General features: G+C 60.5%; 19 protein-coding genes and 2 tRNA genes. 6 read left to right on the top strand and 15 right to left on the bottom strand.

Annotated features, from left to right (window positions below):
• Nucleotides 1–147: 147 nt before the first annotated feature.
• The 10 genes from thiL to BGO16_RS10870 form a co-directional block, all read right to left on the bottom strand.
• Nucleotides 148–1,119: a thiamine-phosphate kinase gene (thiL, locus tag BGO16_RS10825; RefSeq protein ID WP_292618701.1), complete on the bottom strand. Its 972-nt coding sequence runs from the start codon at nt 1,117–1,119 to the stop codon at nt 148–150.
• A 281-nt stretch (nt 1,120–1,400) separates the two neighbouring features.
• The gene (gene nusB, locus BGO16_RS10830; RefSeq protein ID WP_292618702.1) at nt 1,401–1,886 is read right to left on the bottom strand and encodes a transcription antitermination factor NusB; all 486 of its coding nucleotides are present in this window, start codon (nt 1,884–1,886) and stop codon (nt 1,401–1,403) included.
• Nucleotides 1,887–1,893: 7 nt separating this feature from the next.
• A complete protein-coding gene (gene ribH / locus BGO16_RS10835) occupies nt 1,894–2,385 on the bottom strand; it encodes a 6,7-dimethyl-8-ribityllumazine synthase (protein WP_292618704.1) in 492 nt (163 codons plus the stop codon).
• 68 nt (nt 2,386–2,453) lie between these two features.
• Nucleotides 2,454–3,062 (bottom strand): riboflavin synthase, encoded by a 609-nt coding sequence (locus BGO16_RS10840; RefSeq protein WP_292618705.1) that lies wholly within the window; start codon nt 3,060–3,062, stop codon nt 2,454–2,456.
• Nucleotides 3,063–3,142: 80 nt separating this feature from the next.
• Nucleotides 3,143–4,294, bottom strand: a complete 1,152-nt coding sequence (ribD, locus tag BGO16_RS10845) for a bifunctional diaminohydroxyphosphoribosylaminopyrimidine deaminase/5-amino-6-(5-phosphoribosylamino)uracil reductase RibD (protein ID WP_292618706.1) — start codon at nt 4,292–4,294, stop codon at nt 3,143–3,145.
• On the bottom strand, nt 4,291–4,773 hold the full coding sequence (gene nrdR, locus BGO16_RS10850) for a transcriptional regulator NrdR (protein ID WP_292614511.1): 483 nt from the start codon (nt 4,771–4,773) through the stop codon (nt 4,291–4,293). Before nrdR ends, ribD begins: the two co-directional genes overlap by 4 nt.
• A gap of 124 nt (nt 4,774–4,897) precedes the next feature.
• Complete coding sequence (gene glyA / locus BGO16_RS10855; protein WP_292618707.1) at nt 4,898–6,199, bottom strand: serine hydroxymethyltransferase; 1,302 nt, start codon at nt 6,197–6,199, stop codon at nt 4,898–4,900.
• Nucleotides 6,200–6,493: 294 nt separating this feature from the next.
• Nucleotides 6,494–6,661, bottom strand: a complete 168-nt coding sequence (locus BGO16_RS10860; RefSeq protein WP_292618708.1) for a hypothetical protein — start codon at nt 6,659–6,661, stop codon at nt 6,494–6,496.
• A gap of 42 nt (nt 6,662–6,703) precedes the next feature.
• Nucleotides 6,704–6,901, bottom strand: a complete 198-nt coding sequence (locus tag BGO16_RS10865) for a hypothetical protein (RefSeq protein ID WP_292618709.1) — start codon at nt 6,899–6,901, stop codon at nt 6,704–6,706.
• A 194-nt stretch (nt 6,902–7,095) separates the two neighbouring features.
• Nucleotides 7,096–7,227: a DUF3606 domain-containing protein gene (locus BGO16_RS10870; RefSeq protein ID WP_292618710.1), complete on the bottom strand. Its 132-nt coding sequence runs from the start codon at nt 7,225–7,227 to the stop codon at nt 7,096–7,098.
• A gap of 265 nt (nt 7,228–7,492) precedes the next feature.
• On the opposite strand from BGO16_RS10870, the gene BGO16_RS10875 reads away from it, so the two are divergent.
• Nucleotides 7,493–7,729 (top strand): hypothetical protein, encoded by a 237-nt coding sequence (locus BGO16_RS10875; RefSeq protein WP_292618711.1) that lies wholly within the window; start codon nt 7,493–7,495, stop codon nt 7,727–7,729.
• A gap of 98 nt (nt 7,730–7,827) precedes the next feature.
• Here the strand turns inward: BGO16_RS10875 and BGO16_RS10880 are convergent, their stop codons facing one another.
• On the bottom strand, nt 7,828–8,058 hold the full coding sequence (locus tag BGO16_RS10880) for a hypothetical protein (RefSeq protein WP_292618712.1): 231 nt from the start codon (nt 8,056–8,058) through the stop codon (nt 7,828–7,830).
• 512 nt (nt 8,059–8,570) lie between these two features.
• Between BGO16_RS10880 and BGO16_RS10885 the strand changes: the two genes are divergently transcribed.
• Nucleotides 8,571–9,509 (top strand): DUF4062 domain-containing protein, encoded by a 939-nt coding sequence (locus BGO16_RS10885; RefSeq protein WP_292618713.1) that lies wholly within the window; start codon nt 8,571–8,573, stop codon nt 9,507–9,509.
• Nucleotides 9,510–9,741: 232 nt separating this feature from the next.
• Here the strand turns inward: BGO16_RS10885 and BGO16_RS10890 are convergent.
• The 3 genes from BGO16_RS10890 to BGO16_RS10900 all read right to left on the bottom strand — a co-directional run bounded on the left by BGO16_RS10890 (nt 9,742) and on the right by BGO16_RS10900 (nt 11,433).
• Nucleotides 9,742–9,818, bottom strand: a tRNA-Pro gene (locus BGO16_RS10890).
• A 76-nt stretch (nt 9,819–9,894) separates the two neighbouring features.
• Nucleotides 9,895–10,386, bottom strand: a complete 492-nt coding sequence (locus tag BGO16_RS10895) for a DUF192 domain-containing protein (RefSeq protein WP_292618714.1) — start codon at nt 10,384–10,386, stop codon at nt 9,895–9,897.
• Between the two features lie 393 nt (nt 10,387–10,779).
• Complete coding sequence (locus tag BGO16_RS10900) at nt 10,780–11,433, bottom strand: cold-shock protein (RefSeq protein WP_292618715.1); 654 nt, start codon at nt 11,431–11,433, stop codon at nt 10,780–10,782.
• A gap of 820 nt (nt 11,434–12,253) precedes the next feature.
• Between BGO16_RS10900 and BGO16_RS10905 the strand changes: the two genes are divergently transcribed.
• Nucleotides 12,254–12,703, top strand: a complete 450-nt coding sequence (locus tag BGO16_RS10905; protein WP_292618716.1) for a VOC family protein — start codon at nt 12,254–12,256, stop codon at nt 12,701–12,703.
• Between the two features lie 293 nt (nt 12,704–12,996).
• Here BGO16_RS10905 and BGO16_RS10910 read toward each other — a convergent pair whose 3' ends face one another.
• Nucleotides 12,997–13,245, bottom strand: coding sequence for a hypothetical protein (locus tag BGO16_RS10910; protein ID WP_292618717.1), 249 nt, complete (start codon nt 13,243–13,245; stop codon nt 12,997–12,999).
• 308 nt (nt 13,246–13,553) lie between these two features.
• On the opposite strand from BGO16_RS10910, the gene BGO16_RS10915 reads away from it, so the two are divergent.
• The 3 genes from BGO16_RS10915 to BGO16_RS10925 all read left to right on the top strand — a co-directional run bounded on the left by BGO16_RS10915 (nt 13,554) and on the right by BGO16_RS10925 (nt 14,584).
• A tRNA-Glu gene (locus BGO16_RS10915) sits at nt 13,554–13,628 on the top strand.
• A gap of 110 nt (nt 13,629–13,738) precedes the next feature.
• Complete coding sequence (locus BGO16_RS10920; protein ID WP_292618718.1) at nt 13,739–14,107, top strand: hypothetical protein; 369 nt, start codon at nt 13,739–13,741, stop codon at nt 14,105–14,107.
• Between the two features lie 294 nt (nt 14,108–14,401).
• Nucleotides 14,402–14,584, top strand: coding sequence for a hypothetical protein (locus BGO16_RS10925; protein WP_292618719.1), 183 nt, complete (start codon nt 14,402–14,404; stop codon nt 14,582–14,584).
• Nucleotides 14,585–14,650 lie beyond the last annotated feature (66 nt).

Here is a 14,650-nt window from a genome sequence, read left to right on the forward strand (position 1 = left end):
CAAGCATGATCCCGAAACGTGGAAACCGTTTTCGGAAAAGATCATGCTCAAACAAAAAGATAAGCGACGCGTCTGATTCAACGCAGTTGAACCAGACTCTATGGAGCCCCTGTCTTGATTCCATCAAAGCCGGAACAGCTCCAGGATTCAGAAATGACTGTAGGAGAGCCGCGGAAGCGCGATCTCGCTGCCTTCGGCATCAAACCATTTCGGAGGTATGTTGCCTGCAACGATCGTCCCGATCGACGTAGCCGCAACGCCGACACTTCGTGCCGCCCGCGCGAAATCCCCGAAGCGGTTCTCGGCCATCGTGCACAGGATCTCGTAATCGTCGCCGCCGCTAACCATGGATTCGAGGCAAATCCGGCCTTGTTCCATCAGTCCGCGGGCGGCGTCCGATAACGGAACGGACCCGGCATCGATCACAGCCGAAACTCCCGACGCCGCGCACAGTTTCGCAAGATCGCCAGCCAGCCCGTCGGACACATCCATCGCGGCGCGCGCAAATTTCCGAACGGTTTCCGCAAGAGCAATGCGCGGTTGCGGAATCCGGTAGCGGCCGAGCAACATCTCGCGGACTGCGGCATCGCCAACAGTCATTTTTCCCGTAAGAATAGCGAGCCCCAGCGAGGCGTCACCAATGGTACCGGAGACCACGATGCGGTCGCCCGGTTCTGCGCCGCTGCGCAAAATCGTTTCACCGGGCGGCACGCGACCAAAGGCGGTGATGGAAATCGTCAGCGGCCCCGGCGTCGCCACGGTGTCGCCGCCAAGCAAGGGGCAGCCAAATCCGGTTGCGTCGTCTGAGAGCCCGCGCGCGAATGAGGCGAGCCAACCCTCATCGGCGTTGCGCAAGGCGAGACTCATGACGAAGCCGGCAGGCGTTGCTCCCTTAGCGGCAAGATCGGAAAGATTGACGCGCAAGGCCTTTCTGGCAACCGTCTCCGGCGGATCGCCGCTCAAAAAATGCACGCCTTCGACGACGGCGTCGGTCGTAATCACGAGATCGTCGCCGCCGACTTTCAGGATGGCCGCGTCGTCGGCAAGCCCCAGCGCGCCCGGATCTGTTGCAATCGGCTTGAAGTAACGCCCAATCAGATCGTCTTCACCGGACGGCATGCGGTTGATCCTTGCGGGCTAGAGTCTTTCACCGTTTCATGGAAACAGTGAAAGGCTCTAGGCTCTTGATTTGACGCGTTTTCTTCACGCGAACCGGTATCCACTTCGCTCGAAAACGCTATAATCCTTGCCGCGTTCAAACTCATCGCGGCCGGGCAAAGCCGTTCGAAGAACGGCGTCGCCGTTCACCTGTGTCCCGGCCATCCACGTCTTTTCCCGGCCGAACCCAGCAAGACGTGGAGGCCCGGCATAAAGCCGGGCATGACGATATCGAACTTGCCCTACCCTCGCGCAAACTCGTCGGCGCGGAAACGGCGCGCGATCTGATCGAGCACCGCGTTGACCATGCCGGCCTCCTCCTTCTCGACGAAGGCGTGCGCGACGTCGACATATTCGGATACCACCACACGCGCCGGAACATCCTTGCGGTGTTCCAGTTCGTACGAACCGGCGCGCAGCACCGCGCGCAGGATCGCGGCGATACGCTTCAGCGGCCAGCCCTTCGACAGCGCATCGTCGATCAACGGATCGAGCTTTCCCTGATCGCGGACTACGCCCGCCACAACGTCACGGAAGAATTCGGCCTCGGCGGGGAGATATTTGTCGCCTTCGACTTCGCTGCCGAGCCAGTGGCTGTCGAACTCCGCGAAGACGTCGTTGATGCCTGCGCCGCTGATCTCCATCTGATACAGCGCCTGCACGGCGGCAAGCCGCGCCGCGCCGCGCCGGTTGGCCTTCCTGTCGATACTCGCCTTGATGTCAGCCATCGTGTTGTTACGCCTTCGCCAACCGGCGCTTGATCCGCAGCATTGCCAGCGCCGCCTGCGCCGCATGGCCGCCCTTGTTCAATTCGCTCGCTCGCGCCCTCGCCCATGCCTGCGCATCGGTGTTGACGGTGATGATGCCGTTGCCGACCGGCACGCGCCGCTGTACCGACAAATCCATCAGCGCGCGGCAGGATTCCATCGAGACGATCTCGAAATGGATGGTGTCGCCCCGCACCACGCAGCCGAGCGCAACCACCGCATCGTAAGGCTCGCCGTTCCGCTCGGCCGCATCGAGCGCCATGGCAATCGCCGCCGGAATTTCCAGGGCGCCGGGAACAGTGACGACCTCATAACCGACGCCGGCGGATCTCAGTTCCGCGACCGCGCCTTCGAGCAGCGCATCCTGAATGTCGTCGTAGAACCGCGCCTCGACGATCAGGGCGCGCGCGCCCGAGACGTCGGTCCGATCCTGAGGCGCTGCGCGCCTTGCCTCTGCCATGACCTGCTCATCTTGTTAAGAGAAAGGATACGCGGGTCAAGCCCGCGCATGATACATTTATCGAAAGCCTACTTCATCTCGCTCAGCCGCGCCGCGTAACGCGCCATCAGGTCGACCTCGATATTGACCTCACGGCCCGCGCGCCAATCGCCGAGCGTGGTGACGTCGAGCGTTCGCGGGATGATGAGCACCGAAAACGTCTCATCCCGCACGGCGTTCACTGTCAGCGATACGCCGTCCAGCGTCACCGAACCCTTGGCCGCGATGAGGCGCGCCAGATCCCGGGCCGTGCGCAATTCGAAGCGCGCCATGCCGTGCAGATCGTCGCGCGCAACCACGGTTGCTATTCCGTCGACATGCCCTGCGACGATGTGGCCGCCGAGTTCGTCGCCGAGCTTCAACGCACGTTCGAGATTGAGACGCGTTCCCACCGGCCATTGCTTTGCCGTCGTCACGTCGAGCGTCTCAGCCCCGACATCGACGTCGAACCAAGTCCGCCCGTCAGCGACGCCCGCGGCGACGACAGTCAGGCAAACGCCGTTGCAGGCGATCGACGCGCCGTCGACGATGGTGCTGCGATCATATTGGCAGAGGATGCGCAGCCGATGCAGCCGGCTCTGCGCCGTCGGCGTCAGGCTTTCGATCTCGCCGATGTCGCTCACTATGCCGGTGAACATCAGAACCTTCCGCAGCGCCCAACGCTTTCGAATTCAAAACTATCCCGATTTATATCGTTTTCGAGCAAAGCGGAAAGGCTCTAGGCGCGTTCGTAAATCGTGAGCGTGTCCTGATCCAGCGTCTCGCTCGCACGAACCTTGAATTGAGACGATCGGGTGATGGCGTCGAGCGGCAAGAGGCCAAGCGCCGGCACCCCGTCGTCGCCGATCGGGTCGGGGCCACGCAGCAGCCACGCTTCATCGACCAGACCGGCCGCGATAAATGACGCTGCAACACGTGCCCCGCCTTCGACCAACAGGCGCGTGACGCCCCTCTCGGACAGGGCGCGGAGAACAGCGGCCAGATCGAGCCCGGGCGCGCCGGCGGCGACCGGAACGCGCACGACCTGCACGCCGGCTGCGCCGAGTTTCGCGGCCGTGGACGCTTCAATAGGGTCGGAGGCCATCACCCAAAGCGGGGTCTCGCGGACGGACCGCACCAGCCGGCTCTCATGCGGGATGCGCAGCGCGTGATCCAGCACCACGCGCAGCGGCGAGCGCGTTTCCATGCCCGGAAGCCGACAGGTCAGGAGAGGATCGTCGGCCAGCACGGTGCCGATGCCCACCAAGATGCTGTTGCACTGCGCGCGCAACAGATGCACGCGCGCCCTCGCCGCCTCGCCCGTGATGGCGACCGGCTTGCCTCCGGCGGCCGCGATCTTTCCATCGCTGGACGTGGCGAGTTTGAGGATGACGTGCGGGCGCTTGTCCCGAACCCGCCGGAAATGGCCGGCATGATGGTGTGCCGCCCCGACCGCGCAAAGCCCGACTTCGACCGATATTCCGGCTGCCCGCAACCGGGCGTGGCCCTGCCCGCGAACTTCGGGGGTGGGATCCTCGATAGCGGAAACCACACGCGTGATGCCCGCCGCGATCACGGCATCGGCGCACGGCGGCGTTTTTCCGACATGCGAACATGGCTCGAGCGTGACATACAGCGTGGCGCCGCGCGCCGCCTCCCCGGCGCGCCGCAGCGCCTCGGCCTCGGCATGCGGACGGCCTCCCGGCTGGGTCCAGCCGCGGCCCACGATCACGCCGTCTTTCACGAGGACAGCGCCCACCGCCGGATTGGGCGCGCTCGCGCCCAGACCGCGGCGGCCCAGCGCCAGCGCCAGTTGCATGAAATGCAAATCGGCGGCCTTGGCCGTCCGGAGCTTTTCGCCGTATTGCTCTTCCAGAACGCGGAAGATCATTTGCGCAGCGGCACCTGCCGCGCGTCGTCCTCGCTGGAGAGTTCACCCAGCACCGCCTCGAAATCCTTGGCCTCTCGGAAATTGCGGTAGACAGAGGCAAAGCGCACATAGGCGACGTCATCGAGGCTTCGCAGATGCTCCATCACGATCTCGCCGATGGTCTCGGACGAAATTTCCGCCTCGCCGCCACTCTCCAGTTCGCGGACGATGGCCGACACCATGGTCTCGACGCGCTCGGCATCGACCGGCCGTTTGCGTAACGATATTTGCAGAGAGCGCACCAGCTTGTCGCGGTCGAACGGCACCCGCCGTCCGTTGCGCTTGATGACCGTGAGTTCACGCAACTGCACGCGCTCGAAGGTCGTGAAACGGAAATTGCAGGCCATGCAGACGCGCCGCCGCCGGATCACGGCTGAATCTTCCGTCGGCCGCGAGTCCTTCACCTGGGTATCCAGACTGTTGCAGCTCGGGCAGCGCATCAACGCGCCTCCTCGTTTGCGTCGTGGCCAGGCGTGTCCCGGCCATCCACGTCCTGGAACCACGCACCGTTAAAGCCGTGGAAGCCCGGCGTGACAGCGTGGTTGCATGGCCAAAGCGTCGTCATCACTGATAAATCGGGAAACGGGCTGTCAGCTCCTTGACCTTTTCCTTCACCGCCGCCTCGACCAGCGGGGCCTTGCCATCGTCGGCCTGCGCGATGGCGTTGAGCACCTCGGCGATCAGGCCGCCGACCTGCCTGAATTCGGCAACTCCGAAACCACGCGTGGTGGTTGCCGGCGTGCCGAGACGAAGACCGGAGGTCACGAACGGCTTTTCGGGATCAAAAGGAATGCCGTTCTTGTTGCAGGTGAGGCCTGCGCGAACCAGCGCCTTTTCCGAGACGTTGCCTTTGAGCCCCTTGGGCCGCAGGTCGACCAGCATCAGATGGTTGTCGGTGCCGCCCGAGACGATATCGAAGCCATGGCCACGCAGGGTTTCAGCCAGCGCCTTGGCGTTTTCGACCACGTTCTTCGCGTAGACCTTGAAGTCCGGACGCAGCGCCTCGCCGAATGCGACGGCCTTGGCGGCAATGACATGCATCAGGGGTCCGCCCTGCAGGCCGGGGAAGATCGCCGAATTGAACTTCTTGGCGAGCGCCTCGTCATTGCACAGGATCAGGCCGCCGCGCGGACCGCGCAGCGACTTGTGGGTGGTGGTCGTGGTCACATGCGCGTGCGGGACGGGCGAGGCATGCACGCCCCCCGCGACAAGGCCGGCGAAGTGCGCCATGTCCACCATCAGATAAGCCCCGACGCTGTCGGCGATCTCGCGGAAGCGCTTGAAGTCCCACGGCCGCGAATAGGCCGAACCGCCGGCGATGATCAGCTTCGGCTTGACCTCTTCGGCCCGGCGCGCCACCTCGTCCATGTCGATCAGGTGGTCGTCGCGCCGCACGGTGTAGTGCGCGGCCTTGAACCACTTACCGGACATATTGACCGGCGCGCCGTGAGTCAGGTGCCCCCCGGCCGCAAGATCAAGACCCATGAAGGTATCGCCGGGCTGCAGCAGCGCCAGGAACACGGCCTGGTTCATCTGGCTGCCGGAGTTCGGCTGGACGTTGGCGAACTGGGCGCCGAACAGCTTCTTGGCCCGCTCGATCGCCAGCGTTTCCACGACGTCGACCCATTCACATCCGCCGTAATAGCGCGCGCCCGGATAACCCTCGGCATATTTGTTGGTCAATACCGAGCCCTGCGCCTCCAGAACCGCGCGGCTGACGATATTTTCCGACGCGATCAGTTCGATCTCGTGGCGCTGGCGGCCCAACTCGCCCTTGATCGCGGCGGCGATTTCGGGGTCGGCCTCGGCCAGGATGGCCACGAAGAAGGAATCAGGAGCGGAGGCAATTTTGGCAGTCGAGTCCATCTACAGAATATCCTTGGCGGCGCAGCCCGTTGAGACCGGGTGCGAGCAGCAGTAACGGGCGATCGAAGCGGCCCCAGCCAGATAGCACATCGGTTTGGGACGGCCAAGGTGTTGCGCCTGCGCTCTGACGTCTGGACAATATATGGTGGACGCTGGGATTGCCAAAGCTCCGGGAGCAGCCCCCCTTCCCCTGAAGGTCTGGCCAAGCCCGGCACGGCCAGGGCCAAATCGGCGGAATAGTCCGGTCAGTGCACCCGGCTTCGGGCGGGCTGACCGGCTTATTGAGTTCGCAAGTTATTTCTCCGTGACGACCACGGTGTAGTGCACGGCGTCTGCGTCGATGGTCATCTTATAACCGCCGACCGAAAACTCGTTGTGGAGCGATTTGGCGCCGCCCGACACGGCGTCCAGCTCATCCGACGTGAGAACACGAGTCTCGTTGTTTCTGGTCTGCTGGGACATTGCAGTCTCCTGAAGTTGATGTGCGTTTGGTTGACGTCAGTTTCAGCAGCCGTCGCCGCCGAAGCTGACGCAGGTGTGTTCGAAGCCGGGCCGGACAACGACGCCGTAATGATTGGCGTCGGCCTCGATCGTCATGAACATCCGGTCGACAAACACTACGGCTTTCATGCCGCCCGATACGTTGTTGAGTTCATCACCCGTGAGCGCACGGATGTCACCGGTCGTGGAAGGCCTGTTCATCGTGGTTCTCCTCGCTGATTGACACATCGTCTGTTTGACGACGCGACCAGGATGCAAGACAGAACCGGATCGGTCCGTGATTTGACTCACGTGCCAGCGGGCTTCAATGACACGGGTCACAAAATGGAACCGGTGCGGCAAGCGCAGCAAGACATCAGCCACCGCCGAGACCGTGCTGTTCGGTAGAAACTGCGTTATTTGGAAAGATGGCGACGAAGCGCGGCGACCGATGGCCCGACCTGTTCGGCCGCCTCCAGTAACGTCTCGCGGGAGACATTCAGCCGGCTCGCCCAGAGATCGGTCTGGGCGCGGTTACTGGTATCCACCGTGGGCTCTGGTCTTTGATAGGCGGATATCACTGATGCAACTGTGACAAGCTGGATCATTCCCTAAATCTAGCGATCGAATCGCAACCTGCCACAGCGCCATGCCGTAACGGTTAAGATACGGTTTCCGGTTTCGGCCAATCTGGAACCAGATCCACTTACGGCCATGAAATGACATGATTTCCGGGAAGGCTGCGCGCGCCCCGGAACACCGGGCTGTCTATCGCATTATCGCGCCGTTCAACCCGTGGAAGAGGCAACCCCAATGAGGAAAACGATTCTCGCCGTTTGCTGCGCAACGCTGATGGGCATCGGCACCGCTGCTGCACAGACTTATGGTGCGCCGGCTCAGGACACCACGACGCACAGTTCGTCCACATCCCCGCACGCCATGTCCAAGGGCAAGACAGCCAAAAGCAAGACGTCGAAACACAAGACGGTCGGCATGTCGAAGGGATCCAAGACGAAGAGCGACATGAAACCGGACGATACGGCGAAGTAACTTCCTTCGCACCGCTAACGCCGCAGCCTCGCGCGGCTTCGGCGCTGCCTTGCTGTGACCTGGTTGTTCGATCGCCCTCACGCGTGAGCGGCGGGTGGTCATACCCGATAAATGGTCGCTCCTGCCACCGCGATCGCCAGCGCGATGAACGCGATCAGCCAATTGCGTGGGCGCGCGCCATAGCGGCCCTGGGCACGGCGCTCCGTAATGAGGGCCCGTTCGTACTCGTCGGAAGATGAAAAGATGCAGGCGAAGCCGCTGCGGGCGACCATTACGGCGGCTTCGAGCGATAGCAGATCGCTATGCGTTGTGCTGCGCGAAATTCTCATAAGTGAATGCTGGAATCGTATGGTAAATAAATAGTTAACAATTCCCGCATTCGCCTGCGAAAGACTTCATCCCAGGCTTTTCAAAACCACCGAGGTCCTAGGCCTGCGTAATCTGGAGAGCCGGCGGGCCGCTGTCGAACGTCCCACTATGCTCCGAGAACCTGAAACGGATGAGGGCAGGATCACGATGTTTTGGGATTATCGATCCAGATCATGAACACGATCGATTCCAATATTTTTAGCGGGCGAAAAACCGCTACATACTTTCCTCATCACGCTCCAGCGGGAATCTGTGCTTACAATCCAGCCCCCGCCCGGTGCGCCGCGATGGCGATCCAACAATGCCCCCTTAACAAATCCAGCACCGGAAGCCTCCACCTCCAATCGAAGCAAAACATAATCTAAGATTTTGATTTGACGCGTTTTCTTTACGCGAACCGGTATCCCCTTCGCTCGAAAACGCTATATTCTGCGAGTCAATTGCTTACGATATCAGCCGTATGTGACATCACGTGAATCGAGTTTTTCAGGTTTTCATCAGTTCGACCTACAACGATTTGAGGGACGAACGACAGGCCGTGAGCAACACGTTGGCCAAGGCGGGATATATGCCCACCGGCCTGGAGCTGCTCCCGGCAGATAATCAAACGCAAGTGGACTACATCAAGCGGATCATTGATCGAAGCGACTATTATATCGTGATCGTTGGTAGCCGTTACGGCTCACTCTCTTCCGACGGTCTGAACTTTAGCGAAGGAGCATTTGAGTACGCGCGGTCCAAAGACGTTCCGATACTTGCGTTCCTGTCTGAAATTCCCGAACCGGACGCTGAGTTAAAAGACAAGCTGGACGCTTTCAAAGCTCGCTTGAGCGCTGGCGGTATCGTCGAATTCTGGACCAGCGAAAACGACCTTTGCATGAAGGCCATGATGGCCGTCGCGACCGCGGTGAACTTGAAGCCGAGGGCCGGCTGGATACGAGGCGACCAAGCCGTCGATCCGAAGGTTCTGCAGGAACTGGAAAGACTCCGCATCGAGAATGCGGACTTTCATCAGAAACTGGCCAATCTCAATCGCGGCTCGACGGAACTGGTGCCCGCAAGATCGGTCGACTCGGTCACCGTGGAATTCCTGGTCTATCGATCCGAGGAAGGGGCTCCGGATACCGTATCCAAGTCGATTTCATTGGGCGATCTTTTCGTCGGAATTTATGATCAGCTTCTCAAAAGCCCCTCGGAAGCCTACGTTCGGGAGCTTGTCGGCTATTGGTACCGGCAGAAATTCCGTATGTCCGACTATTGGGAGCTTGGCGAAAAAAGCGCGACCGTCATCCGGGACCGGCTGGAAGCCATGGGCCTCATCAGATCCCGCTCGATCATTGCGGGATTTACCAATCATATCGCCTGGTCCGTGACCGAGAAGGGAAAGCAGTTTCTCCAGTCGAGGCGCTGATGACCGGTCGACCGGCTCTGCGCGTTCTTTCATATCGCGGTGGCTCTAGCATTTTCGCGCACGTCCTCGGGCCCTGACCCGCGGGCCGGTTCTCGTGAAGAAACCGCATCAAATCAAAATTTTGGAGTCTGTTTCTGATTCTGTCGGAAGCGAATCTCAGGAATTGTAGCAGCAGTCGCCGACACCCGATTGAAATAACTTAAGATTTTGGTTTTTCTTTTATAAAGATAAATGGTCGGGGCAGCTGGATTCGAACCAACGACCTGCAGTACCCAAAACTGCCGCGCTACCAGGCTGCGCTATACCCCGATCTTCTGGGAAACGATGTCGTTACATGCTTCCGGCTGACGCGGCAAGCCGACCAGAATCTTTCCGCGAACGGCTCTCAATGGCGGTCGAAGAGCGGGTGCGAGACCCGGTCGCCCGGCGCGATGCCGTATTTTCTCGCGGTCCCCGCGATCACCTCGAGCACACCTTTGGCCAGACCGCCCGAGGAAATGGTGCGCGTCGATAATGGCTCAGTGTTCTCGGCAATCCGGAGAACGCGGCCGTCGGAATCGATAAAAATCATGTCAAGCGAGATCACGGTGTTCTTCATCCACATCGACACTGGCTGGGCCGGAGAAAAATCGAACAGCATCCCCTGCCCGTCCGGCAGATATTTCCGATACATCAGGCCCATCTCTTTTTCCTTCTCGGTCCTCGCCATCTCGACCGAGAACATTTTCACCCCGCTTTGAGTCGCGATTTCCAGCGGCTGGAATTCGGCGGCGCGGACGCCGGCGTCATACGGCGCGACCACGCCGATCCACGACAGCAGCGCAATCCATAAAAAGCCGCGCAGCCGCGCAAGACCGGCCTTCCCCATTCGCATCATCGGATCAACCTGTCGGGACGAGAGATCATCGGCAATGGGGACGGCACGACGGCCCCGCCAGCACAATCGATAGCGGGCCGGCTCGGCAACCGCAAAACACGATTTCCGGAAAATCGAGCCTCAAACGGTCGACGATCGATTCCTGCATTCAAAGCGTATTTCGAACGGGAGCGGGCGGAAAACCACTCCGCACTTCGTTATCCCACTCTGTATTATCCCACTCTGTCTGAAGCTTTTTCGCTTCTCGCAGAATCAGGAGCGGGCCGTGATCTTGATTTGCCACGTTTCGTCACGCCACTGGCAGCCACGCCGAGTAAGCTCAATTGACATGCTCGGCTCGGAAACCCTGTAGCCAACGTGGCCTGCCGCCCTCGGCAACCCCGCTCGGCCGGTTCAGTGCGAGGACAGGCCCGGCGCCCCCGCCTCCGGTTGAACCTCCGCCGCCATCATTCCCTTGGAGCCCGGCCCGAACCGGACCAGAACGAACTGTCCCGGCCGCAGTTCCGTCATGCCGAAACGCCGTAGCGTTTCCATGTGGACAAAAATATCCGGCGTCCCCTCGCCGCACGTCAGGAACCCAAAGCCCCGCAGCCTGTTGAACCACTTCACCTGCGCCCGCTCCAGACCGCTGGTCGGCGTCACGCTGACGTGGGTGCGTGGCGGCAGCATTTGCGCCGGATGGATGGCCGTGGACTCGTCCATGGACGTGATCCGGAACGCCTGATAGCCCTTCGCCCGCTGCACGCATTCGCAGACCAGGCGGGATCCCTCGTAGGCCGTCTGGTAGCCGTCGCGACGAAGCACGGTGACATGCAGCAGCACGTCCGGCCATCCGTTATCAGGGACGATGAAACCATAGCCCTTTGAAGCGTCAAACCATTTGATGACGCCGCTGATCTCGACGATGTTGGCAGGGGATTCTCCAAGCCCCGTAAAAGGACCGACCCCCGATTCCCGATCCGTGGCTCCAGAGAAGTCCTTCGATCCAAGGTGATCTCTCACCGGCGGACCTCCAAACTTCCTGGATTCAAATCCGTCCGACCCCATGACCCAGGACCCCACACATATACTACGACACTACGGCTGCCATCTGGATAACACCGTTATTCCCTGATGAATATAGCCGCGCGAATCTTAGGAATCAAAAGATAACACTATGGTTGACGTCGCAAGACAAAAAATAATTTGACCCAAATCTATAAACAGCCTTGCACATACGCGAATCATTTTCGTTTCCGCTCCCGTTTTAGGATTTCTGTGTCGTTGATGTCGTCCGGGACGGGACGATCAGCCATCCAATGGCTGCTCGTTGAGGATAAGTGCCTTTGCGCCGCATTTCCGGCCATGATCGCCGGAAGCATAGCGCATAACAGAAATCATACATTGCAGGAGCGAGCAGCATCCGCAATTACATTCGTTTCAAACGCGCCTTGCGCGTTGTTGAAATCATTCCAGATGATGCGCGAACGTTGGAGAATCAACAAATGCACGATCAGGATAACCGGACGCAGCCGAAAAATCAGATGAGGCGGGAAGACGGGCAAGGATCAGAGCGAGCCGATATCGTGCGGCGCGTGGCCAATTTCAAGGCACATCAAGCCAGGCTCCAACGCGAGCGCGAAGAATACTATCACTCCGTCCGCGCGCGAATAGATCGGGTCCTGGACATTCAACGGCCGGCGAACGGCGTCGGACGCTCTGGATGACGCCCTGCATTTCTGAGGCATTTCGACCTCGGCCGTCGGCTCATCAACAGGGGTTAGGCAGCGAAAGTACGGTTTTCCGCCCGCATCCTGCTCTGATCGGAATCGACTGCGTTCATGACGTTGGATGGATCCGAAATCGTCGTGATCAAGGAGACACAGACATGCGTTACCTTCATACCATGCTGCGCGTGCGCAATCTCGAGACCGCGCTGAAATTTTACCGCGATGCGCTCGGGCTGAAGGAAGTTCGCCGCGTTGACAACGAGAAGGCTAAATTCACGCTCGTATTCCTGTGCGCGCCCGAGGACGAGGACCTCGTCAGGCAGTCCGAGGGACGCGGCGCGCCGCTAGTCGAACTGACCTACAATTGGGACGAGGAGACCTACGGCGAGGACCGCCATTTCGGTCATCTCGCCTATGAAGTCGACGACATCTACGCGACGTGCGAGCGCCTCATGAAGCTCGGTGTTACCATCAATCGTCCGCCCCGCGACGGCCAGATGGCGTTTGTCCGCTCGCCGGACCTGCACTCGATCGAATTGTTGCAGAAGGGCGTTGCCAGGCCGCCGGTCGAGCCGTGGAGTTCGATGCCGAACACAGGTCATTGGTAAGATCGCGGACGACTGCCGCCTGTTCCACCGAAGCCGCAAGCAGGAACGATTCCGCTTGCGCGGTGTTCTCCTTGCAAATCTTGACGTTCAGGGAGAACGGAATGGGACGCGGAATCCTGCTTTGGCTGCTTGGCGTGCCGATACCGGTGATCATTCTTCTGTGGCTGTTCTTCGGTCATTGACGCCAGCTTCCAGCATCAATGAAGGCCTCGCTTCAGCGGGGCCTTTTTCGCATTCCCCGTCTCTGTATTCCGCCTCATATCCCCATCCCACAGTCCAGCAGTGGCGACGCGTCAGCGTCGCACGCCGGCATCGATGCCGATTGCGCCGCCGATCTGCACGCACGTCGAGGAACCTTCGACCCTGACAAAGCCGGGTCCATATTCCGGACAGGATTTTCGCGTTGAGGGTGCCTGTTTGCCGACCACCTGCCCGGTTTTGGCATCGCCGCCGGAGTTATGCGAACCGCGCGTCTGCGCCCATGCGGGCACACCGGCGACGCTCAGCACCACCAGCATTCCGCGCAACAATCGCCCTATCATCCAGGATACTCCGTCGAGAGGCATTTCGATCGCCCGATGGCCGTTCTGCATCGCTTTGCGGTCGAAGCGAGGCCATGCGCCACCTCCGGCATTCTTCGAGAAGATTGCTTGGGGGAGAATGCTTGCCCCTCCGGGCAAACGCCACTATACGTTCCGCCGCTGCCGCCGGTCAGGTTCGCTGCCGCCCGGAGACGCCGTCCGATCAATCCGCTACGCGATATTGGTCTTACGGCGCTATCCGATTTAACGGCACTATCGCAGCGGATTTGAGACTGAAACAACGGCGCGATCTGGCGTTGGAAAGTTCAGCTCCCTTCGTCTATCGGTTAGGACGCCACCCTTTCACGGTGGAGAGAGCGGTTCGATTCCGCTAGGGAGCGCCAACGCCAAATTTTGGCATTGAATTCATTCAACAAATTGCGGCTGAGCGACCCTCTTTTTGGAACGGATGTTCTGGTGGGTCACAAAGACACTGCGAGGCCTTCGCGTTATGATGGCGTCGATATCCCCGCGCGCGATCCAGATGCCGTTGTCCGGCGGCGACCGGAAGCACTTTGCCCGCGAGTTGCGCCGGGTCGAAAGTCTGCACGCCGAATTGGTGAAAAGGGTCGATGCGGCCTACGCCGCAGCCAAAGACCAACTCCGCCTGGCGCATCGACTGGAATGCGAGGAATGGAACGCCCGGTTGTTTCTTGGCGGCGACGAAGCGCCGTCTCCCGCGCTCGCCGATGCGATCGATGCCGGCGCAACGCTCCTCAAGGTGAAGTGCAACGCCTGCCGAGCCACGCGTCGGGTCGACCTCACCCACGTGATCTGGCCACGGACGTATCAGGTGCTTAGCCGCGCCCACCATTCCACTTAGCAGGTGGTCATCCCATTCACTCAACCCTTAGCCCGTCGAATGGCGAGCTTTATTGTCGCGGTCACGGTCGGGAACGCCGCCCCTCCCCATTGGATTAACCGACTGGACGGGCTTTGCCCCCCGATCCCCGTATATCCCGACCCGCCGGTGATACCCCCTCGCCGACGGGTTTCCATTGGAACCATAGACCGGGCCGGGCGTTGGCTCCGATCGCCGCACGGCCCTTGGCATTCATCGGTGATGAGAACGCCTGTTTGCGCTCCCGCCTTCCTCCAATGGGAAAGGAGCGCGGCTATGGGCCAGCTTTTCCGAATCAAGAACTGTCCGACCTGCGGCAACCAGATGGTCAAGGCCTTGCCACCCGGCGGCAAGCGTCCCCGTGTACTCACCTGCCTTGACTGCGACGGCAAGGACCCGCTTACCGACACGACGACTTCTGGCTGGCTGAAGGGCGAACTAGGGTCGAGACTCAATTGATCCACCAAGTCAGGGTAGCGGCCAAGAGGATTGTAGAGAGGAAGATATCGGCCCGCTTGTCATAGC

The organism is Nitrobacter sp. 62-23 (assembly GCF_001897285.1).
GTDB lineage: Bacteria > Pseudomonadota > Alphaproteobacteria > Rhizobiales > Xanthobacteraceae > Nitrobacter.

What these genes read in the sequence shown, in the direction of transcription:
- BGO16_RS10860 (WP_292618708.1), bottom strand. Translation starts at nt 6,661, where the DNA reads ATGTCCCAGCAGACCAGAAACAACGAGACTCGTGTTCTCACGTCGGAT.
- BGO16_RS10880 (WP_292618712.1), bottom strand. Translation starts at nt 8,058, where the DNA reads ATGAGAATTTCGCGCAGCACAACGCATAGCGATCTGCTATCGCTCGAA.
- nusB (WP_292618702.1), bottom strand. Translation starts at nt 1,886, where the DNA reads ATGGCTGACATCAAGGCGAGTATCGACAGGAAGGCCAACCGGCGCGGC.
- BGO16_RS10865 (WP_292618709.1), bottom strand. Translation starts at nt 6,901, where the DNA reads ATGAACAGGCCTTCCACGACCGGTGACATCCGTGCGCTCACGGGTGAT.
- ribD (WP_292618706.1), bottom strand. Translation starts at nt 4,294, where the DNA reads ATGATCTTCCGCGTTCTGGAAGAGCAATACGGCGAAAAGCTCCGGACG.
- ribH (WP_292618704.1), bottom strand. Translation starts at nt 2,385, where the DNA reads ATGGCAGAGGCAAGGCGCGCAGCGCCTCAGGATCGGACCGACGTCTCG.
- BGO16_RS10920 (WP_292618718.1), top strand. Translation starts at nt 13,739, where the DNA reads ATGGCGTCGATATCCCCGCGCGCGATCCAGATGCCGTTGTCCGGCGGC.
- thiL (WP_292618701.1), bottom strand. Translation starts at nt 1,119, where the DNA reads ATGCCGTCCGGTGAAGACGATCTGATTGGGCGTTACTTCAAGCCGATT.
- BGO16_RS10900 (WP_292618715.1), bottom strand. Translation starts at nt 11,433, where the DNA reads ATGGGGTCGGACGGATTTGAATCCAGGAAGTTTGGAGGTCCGCCGGTG.
- glyA (WP_292618707.1), bottom strand. Translation starts at nt 6,199, where the DNA reads ATGGACTCGACTGCCAAAATTGCCTCCGCTCCTGATTCCTTCTTCGTG.
- BGO16_RS10895 (WP_292618714.1), bottom strand. Translation starts at nt 10,386, where the DNA reads ATGATGCGAATGGGGAAGGCCGGTCTTGCGCGGCTGCGCGGCTTTTTA.
- BGO16_RS10875 (WP_292618711.1), top strand. Translation starts at nt 7,493, where the DNA reads ATGAGGAAAACGATTCTCGCCGTTTGCTGCGCAACGCTGATGGGCATC.
- BGO16_RS10905 (WP_292618716.1), top strand. Translation starts at nt 12,254, where the DNA reads ATGCGTTACCTTCATACCATGCTGCGCGTGCGCAATCTCGAGACCGCG.
- BGO16_RS10925 (WP_292618719.1), top strand. Translation starts at nt 14,402, where the DNA reads ATGGGCCAGCTTTTCCGAATCAAGAACTGTCCGACCTGCGGCAACCAG.
- BGO16_RS10840 (WP_292618705.1), bottom strand. Translation starts at nt 3,062, where the DNA reads ATGTTCACCGGCATAGTGAGCGACATCGGCGAGATCGAAAGCCTGACG.
- BGO16_RS10910 (WP_292618717.1), bottom strand. Translation starts at nt 13,245, where the DNA reads ATGATAGGGCGATTGTTGCGCGGAATGCTGGTGGTGCTGAGCGTCGCC.
- nrdR (WP_292614511.1), bottom strand. Translation starts at nt 4,773, where the DNA reads ATGCGCTGCCCGAGCTGCAACAGTCTGGATACCCAGGTGAAGGACTCG.